We start from the raw sequence: 17,018 nt of genomic DNA, 5'->3' as shown, positions 1-17,018 counted from the left end.
CCACCCGAAACAACGAAGGGCTTTTGTAGAATGAGAAAGTTCCACGACCTGATCGAAGGCTATTACCGCTTCCGCGGCAACGAATGGATCGAGGAGCGCGACAGCTGGAGCAAGCTGGCCGAGGGACAGTCGCCCAGGGTGATGGTGATCGCGTGCTCGGACAGCCGCGTCGATCCCGCGACGATCTTCGGCACGGTGCCCGGCGAGGTGTTCGTGGTGCGCAACGTCGCGAACCTGGTGCCGCCGTTCGATCCGTCGGGCGGCCTGCACGGCGTGTCGGCGGCGGTGGAGTTCGCGGTCACCGTGCTGAAGGTCGACGAGATCCTGGTGCTCGGCCACGGCCAGTGTGGCGGCGTCAAGGCGTCGCTGTCGGGCGCGCTGCGCGATGCCAAGCCGGGTGAAGGCGGGTTCGTCGCCGAGTGGATCAAGCTGCTCGACGACGCGCGCGAAAAGGTGATCGCGGAATATGGCGACGGTCCGGAGGGCCAGACCGCGCTGGAGCGCGAGGGCGTCAAGGTCTCGATCGAGAACCTCAAGACCTTCCCGTTCGTAAAGGCGCGGCTGGACGACGGCTCGCTGAAGATCCACGGCGCGGTCTTCGCGATCAAGGACGGCAAGCTGAACGTCCTGCAGGAAGACGGGCATTACGAAGCCGCATAAGCCGCGTAATAAGGTGATGGGCCGCCTCGCTCCTTCACGGAGCTTGGCGGCCATCCTTTTGGAGGCTGAGGGCAGCGCGATTACCACACACCGTCATTCCCGCGTGCGCGGGAATGACGAGGGGAATGTGCGACATCCGCCCTCGCCTCACCCCGCGTGCGGGCTCACCGTGGCCGCGGCGTCCTTTTTCGGCGCGTCGGCGGTCACGCGCACGCTCAGCTCGCGCAGTTGCTTGGCCGAGGCCGGAGTGGGCGCGCCCATCAACAGGTCCTCGGCGCGCTGGTTCATCGGGAACAGCGACACCTCGCGCAGGTTCTGCGCATCGCACACCAGCATGACGATCCGGTCGACGCCCGCCGCCATCCCGCCGTGCGGCGGCGCGCCGTACTGGAACGCGCGATACAGGCCGCCGAACCGCTCCTCGACATCCGCCTTCGACAGCCCGACCAGCTCGAACGCCTTGACCATCAGCTCGGGCGACTGGTTGCGGATCGAGCCCGAGGCGATCTCATAGCCGTTGCAGACGAGGTCGTACTGATACGCCTTGATCGTCAGCGGGTCCTGCCCGGTCAGCGCGTCCATGCCTCCCTGTGGCATCGAGAACGGGTTGTGGGCGAACTCGACCTTCTTCTCGTCCTCGTCCCATTCGTAGAAGGGGAAGTCGACGATCCAGCACAGCCGGAACGCGCCCTGCTCGATCAGTCCGAGCTGGTCGGCAACGCGGGTGCGCGCGAGGCCCGCGAGCTTGGCGGCCTGCTCCGGCTTGCCCGCCGCGAAGAACAGCCCGTCGTCGGGTCCGAGCCCGAGCGCGGCGTACAGCGCCTCCATTCCCTCGGCGCCATGGTTCTTGGCGATCGGCCCGCCGAACTCGCCGCCCTTGCGGGTGACATAGCCGAGGCCCGCATGGCCCTCGCTGCGCGCCCAATCGTTCATCTCGTCGAAGAACTTGCGGCTCTTCTCGGCGGTGCCCGGCGCCGGGATCGCGCGGACGACGCCGCCCGAGCCCACGATCCGCTCGAACAGCCCGAAGCCCGAGGTGGTGAAATGCTCGGACACGTCGGTGATGAGGAGCGGGTTGCGCAGGTCGGGCTTGTCGCTGCCGTATTTCAGCATCGCCTCGTCATAGGGGATGCGCGGGAATTCACCGATCGGCGTCACGGTGCGGCCGTCGGCGAATTTCTCGAAGATGCCGCCGATCACCGGCTCCATCGTCTCCCATACTTCTTCCTGCGTGACGAAGCTCATCTCCAGGTCGAGCTGGTAGAATTCGCCCGGCAGCCGGTCGGCGCGCGGGTCCTCGTCGCGGAAGCACGGCGCGATTTGGAAATAGCGGTCGAAGCCCGCGACCATCAGCAATTGCTTATATTGCTGCGGCGCCTGCGGCAGCGCGTAGAACTTGCCCGGATGGATGCGGCTGGGCACCAGGAAGTCGCGCGCGCCCTCCGGCGACGACGCGGTCAGGATCGGCGTCGAATATTCGGTGAAGCCCGCGTCCTCCATGCGGCGGCGCATGTCGGCGATCACCTTGGTACGGCGCACGATGTTGGCGTGCAGCGTCTCGCGGCGCAGGTCGAGGAAGCGGTAGCGCAGGCGGATATCCTCGGGATAATCCTGCTCGCCCGCCACCGGCATCGGCAGCTCCTCGGCCGCCGACAGGATGGTCGCGGCGCGCGCATAGACCTCGATCTCGCCGGTCGCGAGATTGCCGTTCACCGTGCCTTCCGAGCGACGCTTCACATCGCCGTCGATCGTGACCACCGACTCGACGCGCACCGCCTCCAGCACCGACAGCGCGGGCGAGTCGCTATCAGCCACGATCTGCGTGATGCCGTAATGGTCGCGCAGGTCGACGAACAGGACGCCGCCATGGTCGCGCTTGCGATGTACCCAGCCGGACAGGCGGACGGTGTCGCCGGCCTGGTCGGCGGACAGCGCGGCGCAAGTGTGGGTACGATAGGCGTGCATGGGTTATCTCTGATAGCGTCATCCCAGCGGAAGCCGGGATCTCGTGCCGCAAGCGCGCGCCCGCGGGGAAGACCCCAGCTTTCGCCGGGGTGACGAAGTTGTCGTTGGCCAGCGCCCTCCCCTTTTCATCCCCTCTTTGTCAAGGCGCGTGCGCCGGGCTATGGACGGGCGCTTATGCACGTTCATCCGCTCATCACCGACAGCGCCACGCTCGCCAATCTCTGCGCGCGCCTTGCACAATCTCCGTTCGTCACCGTCGACACGGAGTTCATGCGCGAGAGCACCTATTATCCCGAGCTGTGCCTGATCCAGATCGCCGATACCGAGGAAGCCGCGGCGATCGATCCTATGGCGCCGGGGATCGACCTGGGTCCGCTGCTCGACCTGCTGGTCGACAATGACGACGTGCTGAAGGTCGTCCACGCCGGCGGGCAGGATATAGAGATCATCTACAATCTGACCGGACGCACGCCCCACCCGCTGTTCGACACGCAGGTCGCGGCGATGGCGCTGGGTCAGGGCGAGCAGATCGGTTATTCGAACCTCGTCGACAGCTGGCTGGGCGTGCAGATCGACAAGGGCGCACGCTTCACCGACTGGGCGCGCCGCCCGCTGGACGCGCGGCAGATCGAATATGCGATCGGCGACGTGACGCATCTGTCGAGGATCTTCCCGAAGATGCTGGAGCGGCTGCGCAAGACCGGGCGCGGCGCGTGGCTGGACCAGGAGATGGAGCGGCTGGCCGATCCCGCCAATTATGCCAACGACCCCGATGTCGCTTGGAAGCGAGTCCGCATCTCGAGCCGCAAGCCGGAGGTGCTCGGCCGACTGAAGGCGATCGCGAAGTGGCGCGAGCTGGAGGCGCAGGCCAAGGACCTGCCCCGCGGCCGCATCGTCAAGGACGAGACGATCGCCGACCTCGCCGGCCACGCGCCGCGCAAACAGGCCGATCTCGCCAAGGTGCGCGGGCTGTCGCAGACCTGGGCGACTAACGACATCGGCGCGCGACTGATGGCGGCGATCGAAGGTGCGCGACCGCTGCCCGACGACGAGATGCCGCCGCGCGAGGATCGGAAGCCCGGGCTGGGCAAGGAGGGCGCGCTGGTCGCCGACCTGCTCAAGCTGCTGCTCAAGATCCGCGCGCGCGACATCGACGTCGCGCCGCGGCTGCTGGCGCGTGGCGACGAGCTGGAGGCGCTGGCCGCCGGGCAGCGGCAGGGATTGCAGATCCTGCAGGGATGGCGCTTCGACCAGTTCGGGCAGGATGCGCTCGACCTGGTCGAGGGACGGATGGCGTTCGCGGTGCAGGACGGCCGGCTGACGATGTCGCGCACGATGTCGAGCACCGGGGCAACGGCATGACCCGCAGCGCCGCGATCGTGGCGCCGCTGATTCTGGCGGCATGCGCGACGCCGGCACCGCCGGTCGTCGAGGCGGCGGCGCCCGGCGTGCAGTGCGACGCCAATACGCTAGAGCCGTTGGTCGGACGTCCCGCCGCGCAGGTGACCGGCGAGGCTCAGCGGCTGAGCGGCGCGCGGACGGTGCGCGGCTATGCGACCAGCGATGCGGTGACGATGGACTTCCGCCCCGACCGGCTGAACGTGGAGCGCGACGCCGCGGGGAAGGTGGTGAGGTTCACCTGCGGATAGGCGCGCCCATGCGTCGCCTTTTCCAGCCGCTTCGATGCTGATCGACGTGATTACAGATGGTTGCACTCTGCCGTAGCGTGGGCGGTGGAGGTGCGTCATGCGAATATTCCATCTGAACTGCGGAACCGACTGCCCGCTGGGCGGCGCGTTGTTCGACGGGCGCAGTGTCGGCCCGCTCGGCCGCATCGTCTGCCACTGCCTCCTGATCGAGACCGATGCGCACGGACTGGTGCTGGTCGATACCGGCTACGGCCTGCGCGACGTCGCGCATCCGCACCATCGCCCCGATCCGCGGATCAGCGTGCCGTGGCGCATGATGCTCAACATCCGGCTGCACGAACGCGAGACCGCGATCCGCCAGATCGAGGCGCTGGGCTATGCGGCCGGCGACGTGCGGCACATCATCGCCACGCATCTCGATTTCGATCATGCCGGCGGGCTGGAAGACTTTCCCAACGCCACCGTCCACGTCATGCAGCGCGAATATGATGACGCCACCGGCCCGCGCGCCGGGGTGGTGGCGCGGAATCGCTGGCGCCCGTCGCAGCTGAACGAGGTGCAGCGCTGGCAGGGATATGGCGCACAGGGCGACAGCTGGTTCGGGTTCGACGCGGTGCGCGATCTGGTCGGCCTGCCGCCCGAAATCCTGATGGTGCCGTTGCCCGGCCATACCTGGGGGCACGCCGGAGTTGCGGTTCGGCAGGACGACGGCCGCTGGCTGCTGCACGCCGGCGATGCGTACTTCTACCGCGGCGAGATGCGGCAGGCGCGGCGGCGCTGTACGCCGGGCCTGCGCGCCTATCAGCGGCTGATGGAGGTCGACGCCACCGCACGGCTCGACAACCAGCAGCGGCTGCGCCGCTTGTCGGTGGAACGGCGCGACGCGGTCACCGTCACCTGCACCCACGATCCGGTCGAGCTGGAACGCTTGCAGGCCGGGCGACCGCTATAGCGTCACTCCGGGCGCAGCACCGCCACGATCGGGAAGTGATCGGAGGGGTAGCGCGCGCCCGCGTGCGTGGTCAGCACCCGAGCGGAGATCGGGCGGAAGCCCTTGACCAGCACATGATCGATCCACTTGCCGGGCTCGGGCACCCCGGTGAAATCGTGGAACGTGCCGGTCGGTGCGCCCTTGGTTCGCGCCAGGGCGGAGGCGTCGGTCAGGAACGCGGTCAGGTGCTTGACCGCCGCGCTGTCGACGGTGGTGTTGAGGTCGCCGGTCAGCACGATCGGCAGCCCGCGCGCGATCGCCGGCAAGCGCTCGGCGATCAGCGCGGCGGAGCGGGTACGCGCTTCCTCGTCCTCCGCGCCGCGATGCGCGAAATGCGTATCGGCCATCAGGAAGCGGTGCGGCGTCTTCTCGCCAACGGTTTCGAACACGGCCCATGTCACCATTCGCGGCAGGTTCGCGCCCCACGCCGGCCTGCCCGGCACCTCGGGCGTGTCGGAGAGCCAGAAGTCGCCGCTTTGCACCAGCTTGAGCCGGTCGGTGCGGTAGAAGACGCCCATATGCTCGCCGTCATGCCCGCCGTCGCGGTCGCGCCCGAACCAGCGGTATGCCGGCAACGCGGCGACGATGTCGTCGCCCTGCGATCTCAGCAATTCCTGCGTGCCGATCACGTCGGGGTTCGCCGCGCGCACCGTGCGCATGAACACCGCGCGCCGCGCGCTCCACACGTTTGCGCCGTCGCTCGGATTGGCGAAGCGCACGTTGAAGGTCATTACCCGCAGGTCGCGCGCCCAGGCGCCGCTCGCGGTCATCACGGCCGCGGCCGTCGCGGCGATCATCATCAAGCGTTTCATCGGCAACCTCATTTTTCTTCACAGCGCTCCGCTATCGACCAGAAGCGTCGTCATGGCGAGCGGGGCGACGAAGCTGCAATTGCCCGATCGCAACCAATTCCACGCCCCATCGCCCGCCGTTTCCGCGCAAGGGATGACAGGCGCATGACGCGCGGGCACCCTGCCCGGCGCAAAGGGATAGGAATGTCACGGTTGCTCGACCCCGCACGGCTCACCCACCTCCAGCGGCTGGAGGCCGAGGCGATCCATATCCTGCGCGAAGTGGTGGCCGAGGCGGACAACCCCGTCATGCTGTATTCGGTCGGCAAGGACAGCGCGGTGATGCTGCACCTGGCCCGCAAGGCGTTCTTCCCCAGCCCCCCGCCCTTCCCGCTGCTGCATGTCGACACGACGTGGAAGTTCCGCGAAATGTATCGCCTGCGCGACCGGATGGCGGCGGAAAGCGGCATGACCCTGCTCGTCCACCAGAACCCGGAGGCGATCGAGCGCGGGATCAACCCGTTCGACCATGGCGCGCTGCACACCGACATGTGGAAGACCGAGGGGCTGAAGCAGGCGCTCGATCAATACGGCTTCGACGCGGCGTTCGGCGGCGCGCGCCGCGACGAAGAGAAGAGCCGCGCCAAGGAGCGGATCTTCAGCTTCCGCACCGCCACCCACGGCTGGGATCCGAAGAACCAGCGGCCGGAGTTGTGGAACCTCTACAACGCGCGCAAGAACAAGGGCGAGAGCATCCGCGTCTTCCCGATCTCCAACTGGACCGAGCTGGACATCTGGCAGTACATCCACCTGAACGACGTGCCGATCGTCCCGCTGTACTTCGCCGCCGCGCGGCCGACCGTCGAGCGCGACGGGATGCTGTTGATGGTCGACGACGAGCGCTTCCGCCTGCTGCCCGGCGAGGAGCCGGTCATGCGTTCGGTCCGTTTCCGCACGCTCGGCTGCTATCCGCTGACCGGCGCGGTCGAGAGCCGCGCGACGACGTTGCCGGAGGTCATCCAGGAAACGTTGCTGACCACCACCAGCGAGCGGCAGGGGCGCGCGATCGACAAGGATGCGGGCGGCGCGGGCATGGAAGTGAAGAAGCAGCAGGGGTATTTCTGATGAGCAATGCACCCGCTCCCCAGCCGGCCTATGTCGTCGACGATCTGGTCGCGCAGGACATCGACGCCTATCTCGACCGCCACCAGCACAAGACGATGCTGCGCTTCATCACCTGCGGCTCGGTCGACGACGGCAAGTCGACGCTGATCGGGCGGCTGCTCTACGATTCGAAGATGATCTTCGAGGACCAGCTCGCCGCGCTGGAAAGCGACTCGCGCAAGGTGGGCACGCAGGGTGGCGAGATCGACTTCGCGTTGTTGGTCGATGGCCTTGCCGCCGAGCGCGAGCAGGGCATCACGATCGACGTCGCCTATCGCTTCTTCAACACCGAAAAGCGCAAGTTCATCGTCGCCGACTGCCCCGGACATGAGCAATATACGCGCAACATGGTCACCGGCGCCTCCACGGCGGACCTGGCGGTGATTCTGATCGACGCGCGCAAGGGCGTGCTGACGCAGACGCGGCGGCACAGCTACCTGTGTCACCTGATCGGCATCCGCAACATCGTGCTGGCGGTCAACAAGATGGATCTGGTCGGCTACGATCAGGACGTGTTCGACGCCATCGTCGCCGATTACACCGCCTTCGCGCGCTCGATCGGGATCCAGACCTTCACCGCGCTGCCGATCTCCGGCTTCAAGGGCGACAACATCACCGCGCGCTCCGCAAACACGCCCTGGTACACCGGCCCGACGCTCATCGAGCATCTCGAGACGGTCGAGGTGCTATCCTCGCTCGACGCCGACAAGCCGTTCCGGATGCCGGTGCAATGGGTCAACCGCCCGAACCTCGACTTCCGCGGTTTCGCCGGGCTGATCGCGACCGGTCGTGTGTCGGTCGGCGCTGCGATTCGTGTGCTCCCCTCGGGCAAGACCTCGACCGTCACCCGCATCGTCACGCTCGACGGCGATCTGGAGCAGGCGGTCGCGGGCCAGTCGATCACGCTTTGCTTCGCCGACGAGATCGACTGTTCGCGCGGCGACGTGATCGCCACCGCCGACCAGCCGCCGCAGGCCGCCGACCAGTTCGAGGCGACGCTGGTCTGGCTCGCCGACGAAAGCTTGCGCGTCGGGCGCGGCTATTGGCTGAAGCTTGCCACGCAGACCGTGTCGGTCACCGTCCAGCAACCCAAATACGTCGTCAACGTCAACACGCTCGAGCAGCTCGCCGCCAAGACGCTCGACCTCAACGCGATCGGCGTCGCGGAGTTGACCACCGATCGCGGACTGGTCTTCGAGCCCTACGCCGACAACCGCACGCTCGGCGGCTTCATCCTGATCGACAAGCTGACCAACGCGACGGTCGCGGCGGGGATGCTGCACTTCAGCCTGCGCCGGGCGCAGAATGTCCACTGGCAGGCGGTCGACATCAGCCGCGAGGCGCATGCGCGGCTCAAGGATCAGCAGCCGGCGGTGCTGTGGTTCACCGGTCTGTCCGGCTCGGGCAAGTCGACGATCGCCAACCTGGTCGAGAAGAAGCTGCACGCGCTCGGCCGCCATACCTTCCTGCTCGACGGCGACAACGTCCGCCACGGGCTCAACAAGGACCTGGGCTTTACCGAGGCCGACCGGATCGAGAACATCCGTCGCGTCGGCGAAGTCGCGAAGCTCATGACCGACGCCGGACTGATCGTGCTCACCGCCTTCATCAGTCCGTTCCGCGCGGAGCGCGAGATGGTGCGCGCGATGCTGCCGGCGGGCGAGTTCGTCGAGGTCTTCGTCGACACGCCGTTCGAGGAGGCCGAGCGCCGCGACGTGAAGGGCCTCTATAAGAAAGCGCGGACCGGGCAGCTCAAGAACTTTACCGGGATCGACAGCCCCTACGAGCGTCCGGAAACGCCCGAGGTGCGTATCGACACCACGCGGACCACCCCCGAGGAAGCAGCCGAGCGGATCGTCGACCTGCTGCTGCGCCGCGCATGACCGACGCCGATCTCGCCGCGCATCTCGCAAATGCCGCGGGTGCCCTGCTGATGACGGTGCGCGACAGCGGAATGCTCGCCGACAAATCGCTCGGCGTGGCGGGCGACGCGATCGCCAATCGCTTCCTCGTCGACGCGTTGCGCGCGCAGCGTCCGCAGGACGGTCTGCTGTCGGAAGAGGAAAAGGATTGTCCGATCCGCCTTGACCGCTCGCGGGTGTGGATCGTCGATCCCGTCGACGGCACGCGCGAATATGCCGAACGGCGCGAGGATTGGGCGGTGCATGTCGGGCTCGCGATCGACGGCGTTCCCGCGATCGGCGCGGTCGCGCTGCCCGCCGCCGGCCGCGTCCTGCGCAGCGACCGGCCGGTCCCCGTCCCCCCCGCCCCGGAGCGGCTGCGGATGGTCGTCAGCCGCTCGCGCCCCGCGCCCGAAGCGGTCGCGGTGGCGCAAGCACTCGGTGCCGAACTGGTGCCGATGGGCAGCGCCGGCGCCAAGGCGATGAGCGTGATCCTCGGCGAGGCCGACATCTACCTCCACTCCGGCGGGCAATATGAATGGGACAGCTGCGCCCCCGCCGCGGTCGCCCGCGCGCATAAGCTGCACGTCAGCCGCATCGACGGCACGCCGCTGATCTACAATTGCGCCGACACCTGGCTCCCCGACCTGCTGATTTGCCGCCCGGAGCATGTCACTCGGGTCATGGCGGCGCTGAACCAAGTATCCTGAACTACCCACCGCGTTCGTGTTGAGCCTGTCGAAGCACGTGAGCTAGATGAAGCGCCTGTGGCACGCACTTCGACAGGCTCAGTGCGAACGGCCAGTACATGAGGCTCGTCACGCCAACGGCCGCACGCGCACCAACAACGCCCCACCCGCCATCGCCAACACCCCCAGCAGCAGGCAGAACGCCACCACCCCGCCCCACCCGGCGTGCGTCCAAGCGACGCCGCCGGCCGATCCCAGCACGCTCGATCCCATGTAATAGAAGAACAGATACCACGCCGCCGCCTGCCCGCGCGCCGCGCCCCCGCGCCGCCCGACCCAGGCGCTGGCGATCGAGTGCGCGCCGAAGAAGCCGATCGTGACGATCCCAATGCCCGCGACCACCAACCACAAGGGCGCGGCGGCGGTCAGCGCGACGCCCGCGATCAGGATCGCGACCGGCACCCAGAACACCTTGCGGCGCCCGACGCGCCCCGCCAGCGTCCCGAACCACGACGAGCTGACCGACCCCAGGACGTAGAGCAGGAACACCGCCCCTACCTCCGCCTGCCCCAGTCGGTACGGCGGCCCGAGCAGGTGGAAGCCCGCATAGTTATAGACGGTGACGAATGCCCCCATCAGCAGGAAGCTTTCGGCATAGAGAAGCCGCAAGCCGGGATCGCGGAACAGCGGCCCCGCCCCGCGCACCAGCGTCAGCCAGTCGCCGCCAGCCCTCGCAAACCGGCGCGACGGCGGGGCGAGGCGCCGGAACGCCTCGGCAAGCAACAGCCCGACCCCACCGACGATCGCCAGCGCCCAGCGCCAGTCCGCAACCGCAGCGACCAGGCTGGCGACCAGTCGCCCGCCCATCCCGCCCAGAGCGCTGCCCGCGATGTACAAGCCCATCGCTGATCCGACCGACGCCGTATCGACCTCCTCCGCGACATAGGCCATCGCCACCGCCGGCACCCCCGCCAGCGCGACACCCGCCAGCAGCCGCAACGCCAGCAGCGCATACCAGCCCGGCGCCGCCGCCGCGGCCAGCGTCAGCACCGCTGCCGCCATCATCGCCGCGACCATCAACGGGCGCCGCCCGACCCGGTCGGACAACGCCCCCGCGACGAGGATGCCGATCGCCAGCGGCCCGGTGGCCATCGACACCGCGAGCGACGCCCCCTCGGCGCTCAACCGGTAATGGTCGGCCAGCGCGGGCAGCAACGGTTGCACTGCATAGAGCGTCGAAAAGGTCGCGAACCCGGCGAAGAGCATCGCCAGCGTCAGCCGGCGGTAACCGGGCGACCCGGTCGCCAGCCCCGGCGGTGCTGGCTGGGGCGACGGCATCACCCGCCCGTCGTCTCCCGTCGCGCACCCGCGATCATGCGCTGCGCGATCGCGCGCACGCCGTCGTCGTCCTTCGTCGTGTCGCGTGCCGGATCGCCGAGATGGTCGAGGCTGTCCTCCAGATAGTCGAGCAGCCCCGGGTGCCGGGCCTCGACATATTCGATCAGCTTGAACAGCAGATGCTCGGTCGCGATCTCGCGCTGGCGGGTCTGCACGTCGGTGTCGGTCATGGTGGCACTCCGTCGAGGTTGCCGAGCAAACCGCCGCCGGTACCGCGACGTTCCGTGCGAACCGGCAGGCGCGCCCAACGTCGATCCGCCTCAGTCCTCCAGTTTCGTGATCCGTTCGGTCAGCACCGCCACCGTGATACCGAACTTCTTCGCCTCCAGCCGGTTCGCCAGCGTCCGCCCATCCGGTTGCAGCACCAGCGTCTGACGGATGCGAAACCCGTCGTTGCTGGTGAAGCGCAACGCCATTCTGCGCCCCGTCACCTCACCCGTCACCGGTCCGCGCGCATCGGTCAGCGTGCCCGCATACCGCCCTGGTGCGACCTGCCGCAGCAGCCAGCGGCGCTGCCGCGGCGGCTTGTCGCCCTCTACCACGATCTGGTCGAGCGTCAGGCTGCCGTCCGCGCCGATCCGCCCCGTGCCGCGCACCGACACCGGCCGGCGCGCGCGCAGGATGACCTTCAACTGCGCCTCGCCGCGCGTCCGCCCGTCGAAGAAGCGCAACGGGTCAAACGCCGGCGACGCGGTGACTGCGAGCAGCGTGGGCAGGACGGCGAGCATCATCGCTCCCCAACGCGTCTGCGGCGCGAATGCTGCAAGGCCGCGTGCGGGCGGCCCGGTACTGCACCAGCTTTGTAACAATCTGTGCAAATGATAGTGACTCGCATCATCTCCATTGCTAAAGCCCGCCGCATTCGGGGAGCTAACACATGAAGAATTGGTTATTTTTGCTGTCGAGCAGCGCAGCGGCGCTGTCGTCTGCGGGAGTGCAGGCGCACGGATCGGCGGGCGTCATCGTGCCCGCGTCCGAGGTCCCCGCGCCTGCGGATGACGCCGCCGCGCAGCGCGGCGACGATGTGGTGGTCGTCGGAAAGAGCTACGGCCGCGAGGTCGGCAAGACGGTGACCCCGCTCAAGGACACCGCCAACACGATCACGCTGATCGACCGCGACCAGATCGAGGCGCAGAACCTGTTCACGCTGGAGGACGCGCTGACCGCCACCAACGGCATCACCGTCACCGGCATCGGCAGCGAGGATCCGTCCTTCATCTCGCGCGGCTTTGCCATCGACAATTATCTGATCGACGGCGTGCCGACGCGGTCGTTCGGATTTCCCGGCGTGGTGCCGGACCTGTTCTTCTACGACCGGCTGGAGGTGCTGCGCGGCCCGGCCGGGCTGTTCACCGGCTCGGGCAATCCGGCCGGCAGCATCAACCTGATCCGCAAGCGCCCGCTGGAGGCGACGCGCGTACAGGCGACCGCCGGCTACGGCAGCTTCGACAACCTGCGGCTGGAGGTGGACGCCTCGACCCGCCTGACCGACGCGGTCGGCGTGCGCGCCGGCGCGATGGCGCAGGATCAGGACCAGTTCTTCGACACCGCGCACCGCCGCCGCTACGGCGCGTTCGCGGTCGGCGACGTGGCGATCGGCGCGCGCACCACGTTGACCGGCGGGGTTTATTACGACCGCTTCCAGCCCGCTGTGCAGACCGGACTGCCCGGCTATGCCGGCGGCGCGGACGGCAGCGAGGGGCGACTGCTCGACGTGCGCCGCTCGACCTATCTCGGCGCCGACTGGAACCGCTTCGATGCGGAGAGCTGGACCGGGTTCGTCGAACTCGCGCACCAGGTCAGCGACCGCTGGACGCTGCGCGCGACCGGGCTGCTCGCCAATGTCGATCGACTCGACAAATACAGCTATATCGGCAACGCCGCGATCACCCCCGCCAATGCCGGGCTGACCAGCCACATCGCGTTTCTGGGCGACAATCGCCAGCGCACGCGCTCGTTCGACCTGAACGGCGTCGGCAGCTTCCCCGCGTTCGGGCGCGATCAGACGCTGATCCTCGGCGCCGACTATCAGGCGCTCGACTATACCTCCTACTTCTCGCGACTGTCGGGCTATGCGCGGATCAACGTCTTCGATCCCGTCTACCCCGCCGAGCCCCCGCTCGACCCGCGCGTCCAGCTGCCCGCCTATCCCGTGCAGGGCACGCAGGGACGCTGCAGCGCCGTGCCCGCGGAATGCGTCACGCAGGTCGCCGGGGCGACGCGCACCTATGTCGAGCAATACGGCCTCTATGGCCAGCTGCGCCTCTCGCCGGTCGAGCGGCTGACGCTGGTCGGCGGCGGGCGGGCGACCTGGTGGTCGAGCGACGTGGACACGCTCTACCGCTTCACCGGCGCACCGACCGCGCGTACGCAATATGGCTATAACGGCCGCTTCACGCCTTATGGCGCGGTGCTGTTCGACGTGACCCGTACGCTAAACCTCTACGCCAGCTACGCCGATAGCTTTACGCCGCAGGCGCCGCCCGCCAACCGCGCCCGGCCCGACGGCCGCGCGATCGAGCCGTTGATGGGCGCGCAATATGAGGTCGGCAGCAAGCTGTCGCTGATGAACGACCGGCTGCTGCTGTCGATTGCCGGCTATCAGATCACGCAGGACAACCGGCTGGTCAACCCGCCCGAACTGCCCGACGTGGTGCTCCAGACCGGCCGCGTCCGCGCACGCGGGATCGAGGCGGAGGCGACCGGGCAGATCCTGCCCGGCTGGCGCATCAACGGCGGCTACACCTACACCCACACCGAATACCTGGAGGATAACGAGCCGCAGTTCGAGGGCATCGCGCTGATCCCGATCATCCCCGAACACATGGTGAAGTTCTTCACCAACTATGCGCCCGAGAATGGCCCGCTGGCGGGCGCGAGCATCGGCGGCGCGCTGACGTGGTTCTCCTCCACCTACGGCGGCAATCCGGCGCTCTACGCGGCGAACGGCACGGTGCGCAGCGTGTCGACGATCGTGCGCCAGCCCGATTATGCGGTGGTCGACCTGCGCGCAGGCTACAAGCTCACCGAGCAGCTGTCGCTGTCGCTCAACGTCGCCAACGTGCTCGACAAGAGTTATTACGCCCGCATCTCCAGCACCGGGCGTGGCAATTTCTACGGCAGCCCGCGCACCGTGTTCGGCACGATCCGCTATACCTTCCAATAGCGGCCCGCGGCGAGCGCCCCCCGCCGGTCGGCGCGGGCGCTGCAACGAAAAGCGCGATCGGCCGCCCGAAAGTTGCCCGATCGCGCGGTGACCGATACCGGGGCGGAATCGGGCGGCTAACCGCGCGTGTCCGCCGATCCCGCGGACGATCACATGAACAAACGACCGGCTTCTGGTCGCGCTGGGGCCGCGTCAATGACCGACGCCTTACCCGATCGGCATCCCCGGCGGGATCGTCGGCGCGGCACGGGTGGCGGGCGCCAGGACGCGATCGAGCGACGCGGCGTCCCCAAGCAGCCGCGCGACCCCCAGCGCCCATGGATCGCCCTTGTCGCGACCGAGCCGCTCGCGCATGGACTGGAGACTTGCGTCGAGGCGCAGCGCGACGTCCGGCCCGGTCGCGGGCGCGCGCGCAGCGGCGGCAATCGCGAGCACCGTACGCAGCGCAATCCGCTGCGCGACCGCCCCGTCGTGGCGCATCACGATTTCGCGGACAAGTCGATCAAGCACCGTCTCTATGCCAGGCAGCGCCGCGTCCGCGGCGTGCTGGAGATGAAGCCGAGTGAGGCGGGTCGGCGCGAGCAGCGTCTCCAGCGTCACCTGCGCCGCCACGTCGGTCGCAACCAACGGGTCGAAGACCGCGCCGCCCGCGGTGTCGAGCACCTCCGTATCGAATTGCGGGTCGGCGTTGCCGTTGACGCCCGACGACAGGGTCAGGGCCAGCGCGGGCGGCACCGTCAGGGCAGCAGGAGACAGGGTCGCGAGCAGCGCGTCGAGCGCCCCGGCCTGCTCCGCTGCGCTGGCGCGGCTCGGCGTCGGCGCGCTATCGCCGACGGTGGCGTAGCTGTAATGCACACCCCCCAGCGTCTTGCCGATCGCAGCGACGGCGTAGCGGTGGAACAGCCACACCGGCACGAAGCTGCGACGGAGATCCGCGAGCGGTGCACCGGCGTGGAGCACGCCGGGACCGAAGCGCGCCAGCGCGACGCGGCGTACCGCCATGACGTGCGCGAGGTCCGCAGGTCCGTCGTCGCCCTCCGTCCACATGCTGTCGCCGGGCACGGCAAGGCTCGCGTCGCGTCCGTCGATGTCGGTCAGGTACCGCATGCCCGCGCGCTGCGCAGCGTCCGCCTTGGCCGCAGCGGCGGCGTCCGGGTCGGCGCCCGCAGCGGGTTGCCCATACAACCAGTCGACCGTGAACTTGTCCCACGTCCCGATGCCGGTCGCATAAGCATCGGAAAGATCGATCGTATCGCCGTTCAGCGCGACCTTGGCGAAGGGATAGTCCATCACCGAGGCGCGCCCTTGCGTGCTCGCCGCGAAATTGTGCGAAAAGCCCAGCGCGTGGCCGACCTCGTGCGCGCCCAGCTGCCGGATCCGGGCCAGCGCGACCCGGACCGGATCGTTCGCGGTGCCCTTGTTTTCCTCCCCGGTGCCTACCAGAGCCTCGAAAATAACGATGTCCTGACGCAGCCGGAGCCCCTCCAGCACGACATTGCCCTTGATAATCTCGCCCGTGCGCGGATCGGTGACGCCGCCGCCATAGGACCAGCTGCGCGTCTGCCGCTCGTTCCAGTTGACCACATTGTAGCGCACGTCCTGCGGATCGGCGTCGGCGGGCAGCACGCGGGCCTGGAAGGCATCGATATAGCCCGCGGCGTCGAACGCCTGGTTCCACCATGCCACGCCTTCGACCAGTGCCGTGCGGATCGGCTCGGGCGCCTTGTTGTCGATGTAGAAGACGATCGGCTTGCGGACGCGCGATCGCGCCGCACCGGGGTCCAGCTTTTCGATACGGAAATGATTGGCATATTGCTGCAATACCGGCGCGCCGAGCGGCGTGTTGAATTCGTACACGGGCGTGGCGAACGTGCCGGAGCGGATATCGAAGCGGCGCGGGACGAAACCGGGCGCCGGCAGTCGTATCAGCGAGTGGTGGACGGTGAAGCTCACCTGACGCCCGTCGGGTGCGATCGTATCGACCTCCTTACCCGGCGTGTCGGAGGCGTAGGTCTGCACCGCCTCCATCTCGATATTATCGGGGAAGGCCTTGACCGATCCGGGATCGACCGCGCTCAATGCATCGATCGGCTTGAAGCCCTTTGCCTCGGCGTTGAGCTTGTCGGCCAGCCGCATCGTGTCGCGCAGCAGGAACGGCGCGAGATCGACGGTCACTGCGCCGTCCGGACCACTCGCCGCAACGTCGAGCATCGCCACGGTGCTGAACGGAAAGTCCGCGCTCGCGCCACGCCGCTCGAGCGCATCGCCGGACGAGCGATAGCGCGGGTTTTCGAACACGACCGCGACCTTCTTGCCGAGGCGTCTGAAGGCTAGCACCTGCGTCTCGCCGACCATGCCGTGATCGATACGGATCGGCGCCGATCCGAGCCCGGTCTTGAGCGCGGTGGCATAGAGGAAGCGACCGGAGACGCCGTCGTCATCGGGGCGCGGCAGGGTGACGAGCACCTTTCCGCTCTCCCGCTCGACCTTCACCGGGAGCAAAGTCGGGGCGACGGTGGCGGGTTGCTGCGCGGCGACGCTGGAAGCGCCCGTTCCAGCGGCAAGCAGGAGCGACGCGCCGAGCGCGCGGCGAAGCAATTCGGTGTTGGTCATGCGGCCCCTTTGTCCTGCGAACTTGATGAAC

Annotated in this window: 14 protein-coding genes; 8 read left to right on the top strand and 6 right to left on the bottom strand. The window is 68.2% G+C overall.

Features of this window, described 5'->3' with window-relative positions; translation table 11 throughout:
- The first annotated feature begins 30 nt into the window (after nucleotides 1–30).
- A complete protein-coding gene (locus J2Y58_RS09520; RefSeq protein ID WP_310102074.1) occupies nucleotides 31–660 on the top strand; it encodes a carbonic anhydrase in 630 nt (209 codons plus the stop codon).
- A gap of 147 nt (nucleotides 661–807) precedes the next feature.
- Here J2Y58_RS09520 and aspS read toward each other — a convergent pair whose 3' ends face one another.
- Complete coding sequence (gene aspS, locus J2Y58_RS09515; RefSeq protein WP_310102070.1) at nucleotides 808–2,625, bottom strand: aspartate--tRNA ligase; 1,818 nt, start codon at nucleotides 2,623–2,625, stop codon at nucleotides 808–810.
- 174 nt (nucleotides 2,626–2,799) lie between these two features.
- Between aspS and rnd the strand changes: the two genes are divergently transcribed.
- The 3 genes from rnd (at nucleotide 2,800) to J2Y58_RS09500 (ending at nucleotide 5,226) form a co-directional block, all read left to right on the top strand.
- Nucleotides 2,800–3,987, top strand: a complete 1,188-nt coding sequence (gene rnd / locus J2Y58_RS09510; RefSeq protein ID WP_310102068.1) for a ribonuclease D — start codon at nucleotides 2,800–2,802, stop codon at nucleotides 3,985–3,987.
- A complete protein-coding gene (locus tag J2Y58_RS09505; protein ID WP_310102065.1) occupies nucleotides 3,984–4,274 on the top strand; it encodes an I78 family peptidase inhibitor in 291 nt (96 codons plus the stop codon). The genes rnd and J2Y58_RS09505 overlap by 4 nt, the downstream gene beginning before the upstream one ends.
- 97 nt (nucleotides 4,275–4,371) lie before the next feature.
- The gene (locus J2Y58_RS09500) at nucleotides 4,372–5,226 is read left to right on the top strand and encodes an MBL fold metallo-hydrolase (protein ID WP_310102062.1); all 855 of its coding nucleotides are present in this window, start codon (nucleotides 4,372–4,374) and stop codon (nucleotides 5,224–5,226) included.
- 2 nt (nucleotides 5,227–5,228) lie between these two features.
- Here J2Y58_RS09500 and J2Y58_RS09495 read toward each other — a convergent pair whose 3' ends face one another.
- A complete protein-coding gene (locus J2Y58_RS09495; protein WP_310102059.1) occupies nucleotides 5,229–6,077 on the bottom strand; it encodes an endonuclease/exonuclease/phosphatase family protein in 849 nt (282 codons plus the stop codon).
- Between the two features lie 183 nt (nucleotides 6,078–6,260).
- On the opposite strand from J2Y58_RS09495, the gene cysD reads away from it, so the two are divergent.
- Genes cysD through J2Y58_RS09480 form a run of 3 tightly spaced genes read left to right on the top strand, consistent with a single transcriptional unit; the run spans nucleotide 6,261 to nucleotide 9,831 of the window.
- Nucleotides 6,261–7,181, top strand: a complete 921-nt coding sequence (gene cysD / locus J2Y58_RS09490; protein WP_310102056.1) for a sulfate adenylyltransferase subunit CysD — start codon at nucleotides 6,261–6,263, stop codon at nucleotides 7,179–7,181.
- Nucleotides 7,181–9,103, top strand: a complete 1,923-nt coding sequence (gene cysN / locus J2Y58_RS09485; protein ID WP_310102053.1) for a sulfate adenylyltransferase subunit CysN — start codon at nucleotides 7,181–7,183, stop codon at nucleotides 9,101–9,103. The genes cysD and cysN overlap by 1 nt, the downstream gene beginning before the upstream one ends.
- Nucleotides 9,100–9,831, top strand: a complete 732-nt coding sequence (locus J2Y58_RS09480; protein ID WP_310102050.1) for a 3'(2'),5'-bisphosphate nucleotidase CysQ — start codon at nucleotides 9,100–9,102, stop codon at nucleotides 9,829–9,831. The genes cysN and J2Y58_RS09480 overlap by 4 nt, the downstream gene beginning before the upstream one ends.
- 108 nt (nucleotides 9,832–9,939) lie before the next feature.
- Here the strand turns inward: J2Y58_RS09480 and J2Y58_RS09475 are convergent, their stop codons facing one another.
- The 3 genes from J2Y58_RS09475 to J2Y58_RS09465 all read right to left on the bottom strand — a co-directional run bounded on the left by J2Y58_RS09475 (nucleotide 9,940) and on the right by J2Y58_RS09465 (nucleotide 11,936).
- The gene (locus tag J2Y58_RS09475) at nucleotides 9,940–11,148 is read right to left on the bottom strand and encodes an MFS transporter (protein WP_310102047.1); all 1,209 of its coding nucleotides are present in this window, start codon (nucleotides 11,146–11,148) and stop codon (nucleotides 9,940–9,942) included.
- The gene (locus J2Y58_RS09470; protein ID WP_310102045.1) at nucleotides 11,148–11,378 is read right to left on the bottom strand and encodes a hypothetical protein; all 231 of its coding nucleotides are present in this window, start codon (nucleotides 11,376–11,378) and stop codon (nucleotides 11,148–11,150) included. Before J2Y58_RS09470 ends, J2Y58_RS09475 begins: the two co-directional genes overlap by 1 nt.
- Nucleotides 11,379–11,468: 90 nt before the next feature.
- The gene (locus J2Y58_RS09465; protein ID WP_310102042.1) at nucleotides 11,469–11,936 is read right to left on the bottom strand and encodes a DUF3833 family protein; all 468 of its coding nucleotides are present in this window, start codon (nucleotides 11,934–11,936) and stop codon (nucleotides 11,469–11,471) included.
- A 149-nt stretch (nucleotides 11,937–12,085) separates the two neighbouring features.
- On the opposite strand from J2Y58_RS09465, the gene J2Y58_RS09460 reads away from it, so the two are divergent.
- Nucleotides 12,086–14,374, top strand: coding sequence for a TonB-dependent siderophore receptor (locus J2Y58_RS09460; protein WP_310102039.1), 2,289 nt, complete (start codon nucleotides 12,086–12,088; stop codon nucleotides 14,372–14,374).
- A gap of 207 nt (nucleotides 14,375–14,581) precedes the next feature.
- Here J2Y58_RS09460 and J2Y58_RS09455 read toward each other — a convergent pair whose 3' ends face one another.
- Nucleotides 14,582–16,987 carry a zinc-dependent metalloprotease gene (locus J2Y58_RS09455; RefSeq protein ID WP_310102036.1) on the bottom strand — a complete coding sequence of 802 codons (2,406 nt, stop codon included), beginning with the start codon at nucleotides 16,985–16,987 and terminating at the stop codon, nucleotides 14,582–14,584.
- Between the last annotated feature and the right edge of the window lie 31 nt (nucleotides 16,988–17,018).

The organism is Sphingomonas sp. BE138 (assembly GCF_031456125.1).
In the GTDB taxonomy this organism is placed as follows: domain Bacteria; phylum Pseudomonadota; class Alphaproteobacteria; order Sphingomonadales; family Sphingomonadaceae; genus Sphingomonas.
This window is presented reverse-complemented; position numbering and strand designations above follow the sequence as displayed.

Bases quoted from the DNA above. Each gene is read 5' to 3' on its own strand.
- J2Y58_RS09520 (WP_310102074.1), top strand. From the start codon at position 31: ATGAGAAAGTTCCACGACCTGATCGAAGGCTATTACCGCTTCCGCGGC.
- aspS (WP_310102070.1), bottom strand. From the start codon at position 2,625: ATGCACGCCTATCGTACCCACACTTGCGCCGCGCTGTCCGCCGACCAG.
- rnd (WP_310102068.1), top strand. From the start codon at position 2,800: ATGCACGTTCATCCGCTCATCACCGACAGCGCCACGCTCGCCAATCTC.
- J2Y58_RS09505 (WP_310102065.1), top strand. From the start codon at position 3,984: ATGACCCGCAGCGCCGCGATCGTGGCGCCGCTGATTCTGGCGGCATGC.
- J2Y58_RS09500 (WP_310102062.1), top strand. From the start codon at position 4,372: ATGCGAATATTCCATCTGAACTGCGGAACCGACTGCCCGCTGGGCGGC.
- J2Y58_RS09495 (WP_310102059.1), bottom strand. From the start codon at position 6,077: ATGAAACGCTTGATGATGATCGCCGCGACGGCCGCGGCCGTGATGACC.
- cysD (WP_310102056.1), top strand. From the start codon at position 6,261: ATGTCACGGTTGCTCGACCCCGCACGGCTCACCCACCTCCAGCGGCTG.
- cysN (WP_310102053.1), top strand. From the start codon at position 7,181: ATGAGCAATGCACCCGCTCCCCAGCCGGCCTATGTCGTCGACGATCTG.
- J2Y58_RS09480 (WP_310102050.1), top strand. From the start codon at position 9,100: ATGACCGACGCCGATCTCGCCGCGCATCTCGCAAATGCCGCGGGTGCC.
- J2Y58_RS09475 (WP_310102047.1), bottom strand. From the start codon at position 11,148: ATGCCGTCGCCCCAGCCAGCACCGCCGGGGCTGGCGACCGGGTCGCCC.
- J2Y58_RS09470 (WP_310102045.1), bottom strand. From the start codon at position 11,378: ATGACCGACACCGACGTGCAGACCCGCCAGCGCGAGATCGCGACCGAG.
- J2Y58_RS09465 (WP_310102042.1), bottom strand. From the start codon at position 11,936: ATGCTCGCCGTCCTGCCCACGCTGCTCGCAGTCACCGCGTCGCCGGCG.
- J2Y58_RS09460 (WP_310102039.1), top strand. From the start codon at position 12,086: ATGAAGAATTGGTTATTTTTGCTGTCGAGCAGCGCAGCGGCGCTGTCG.
- J2Y58_RS09455 (WP_310102036.1), bottom strand. From the start codon at position 16,987: ATGACCAACACCGAATTGCTTCGCCGCGCGCTCGGCGCGTCGCTCCTG.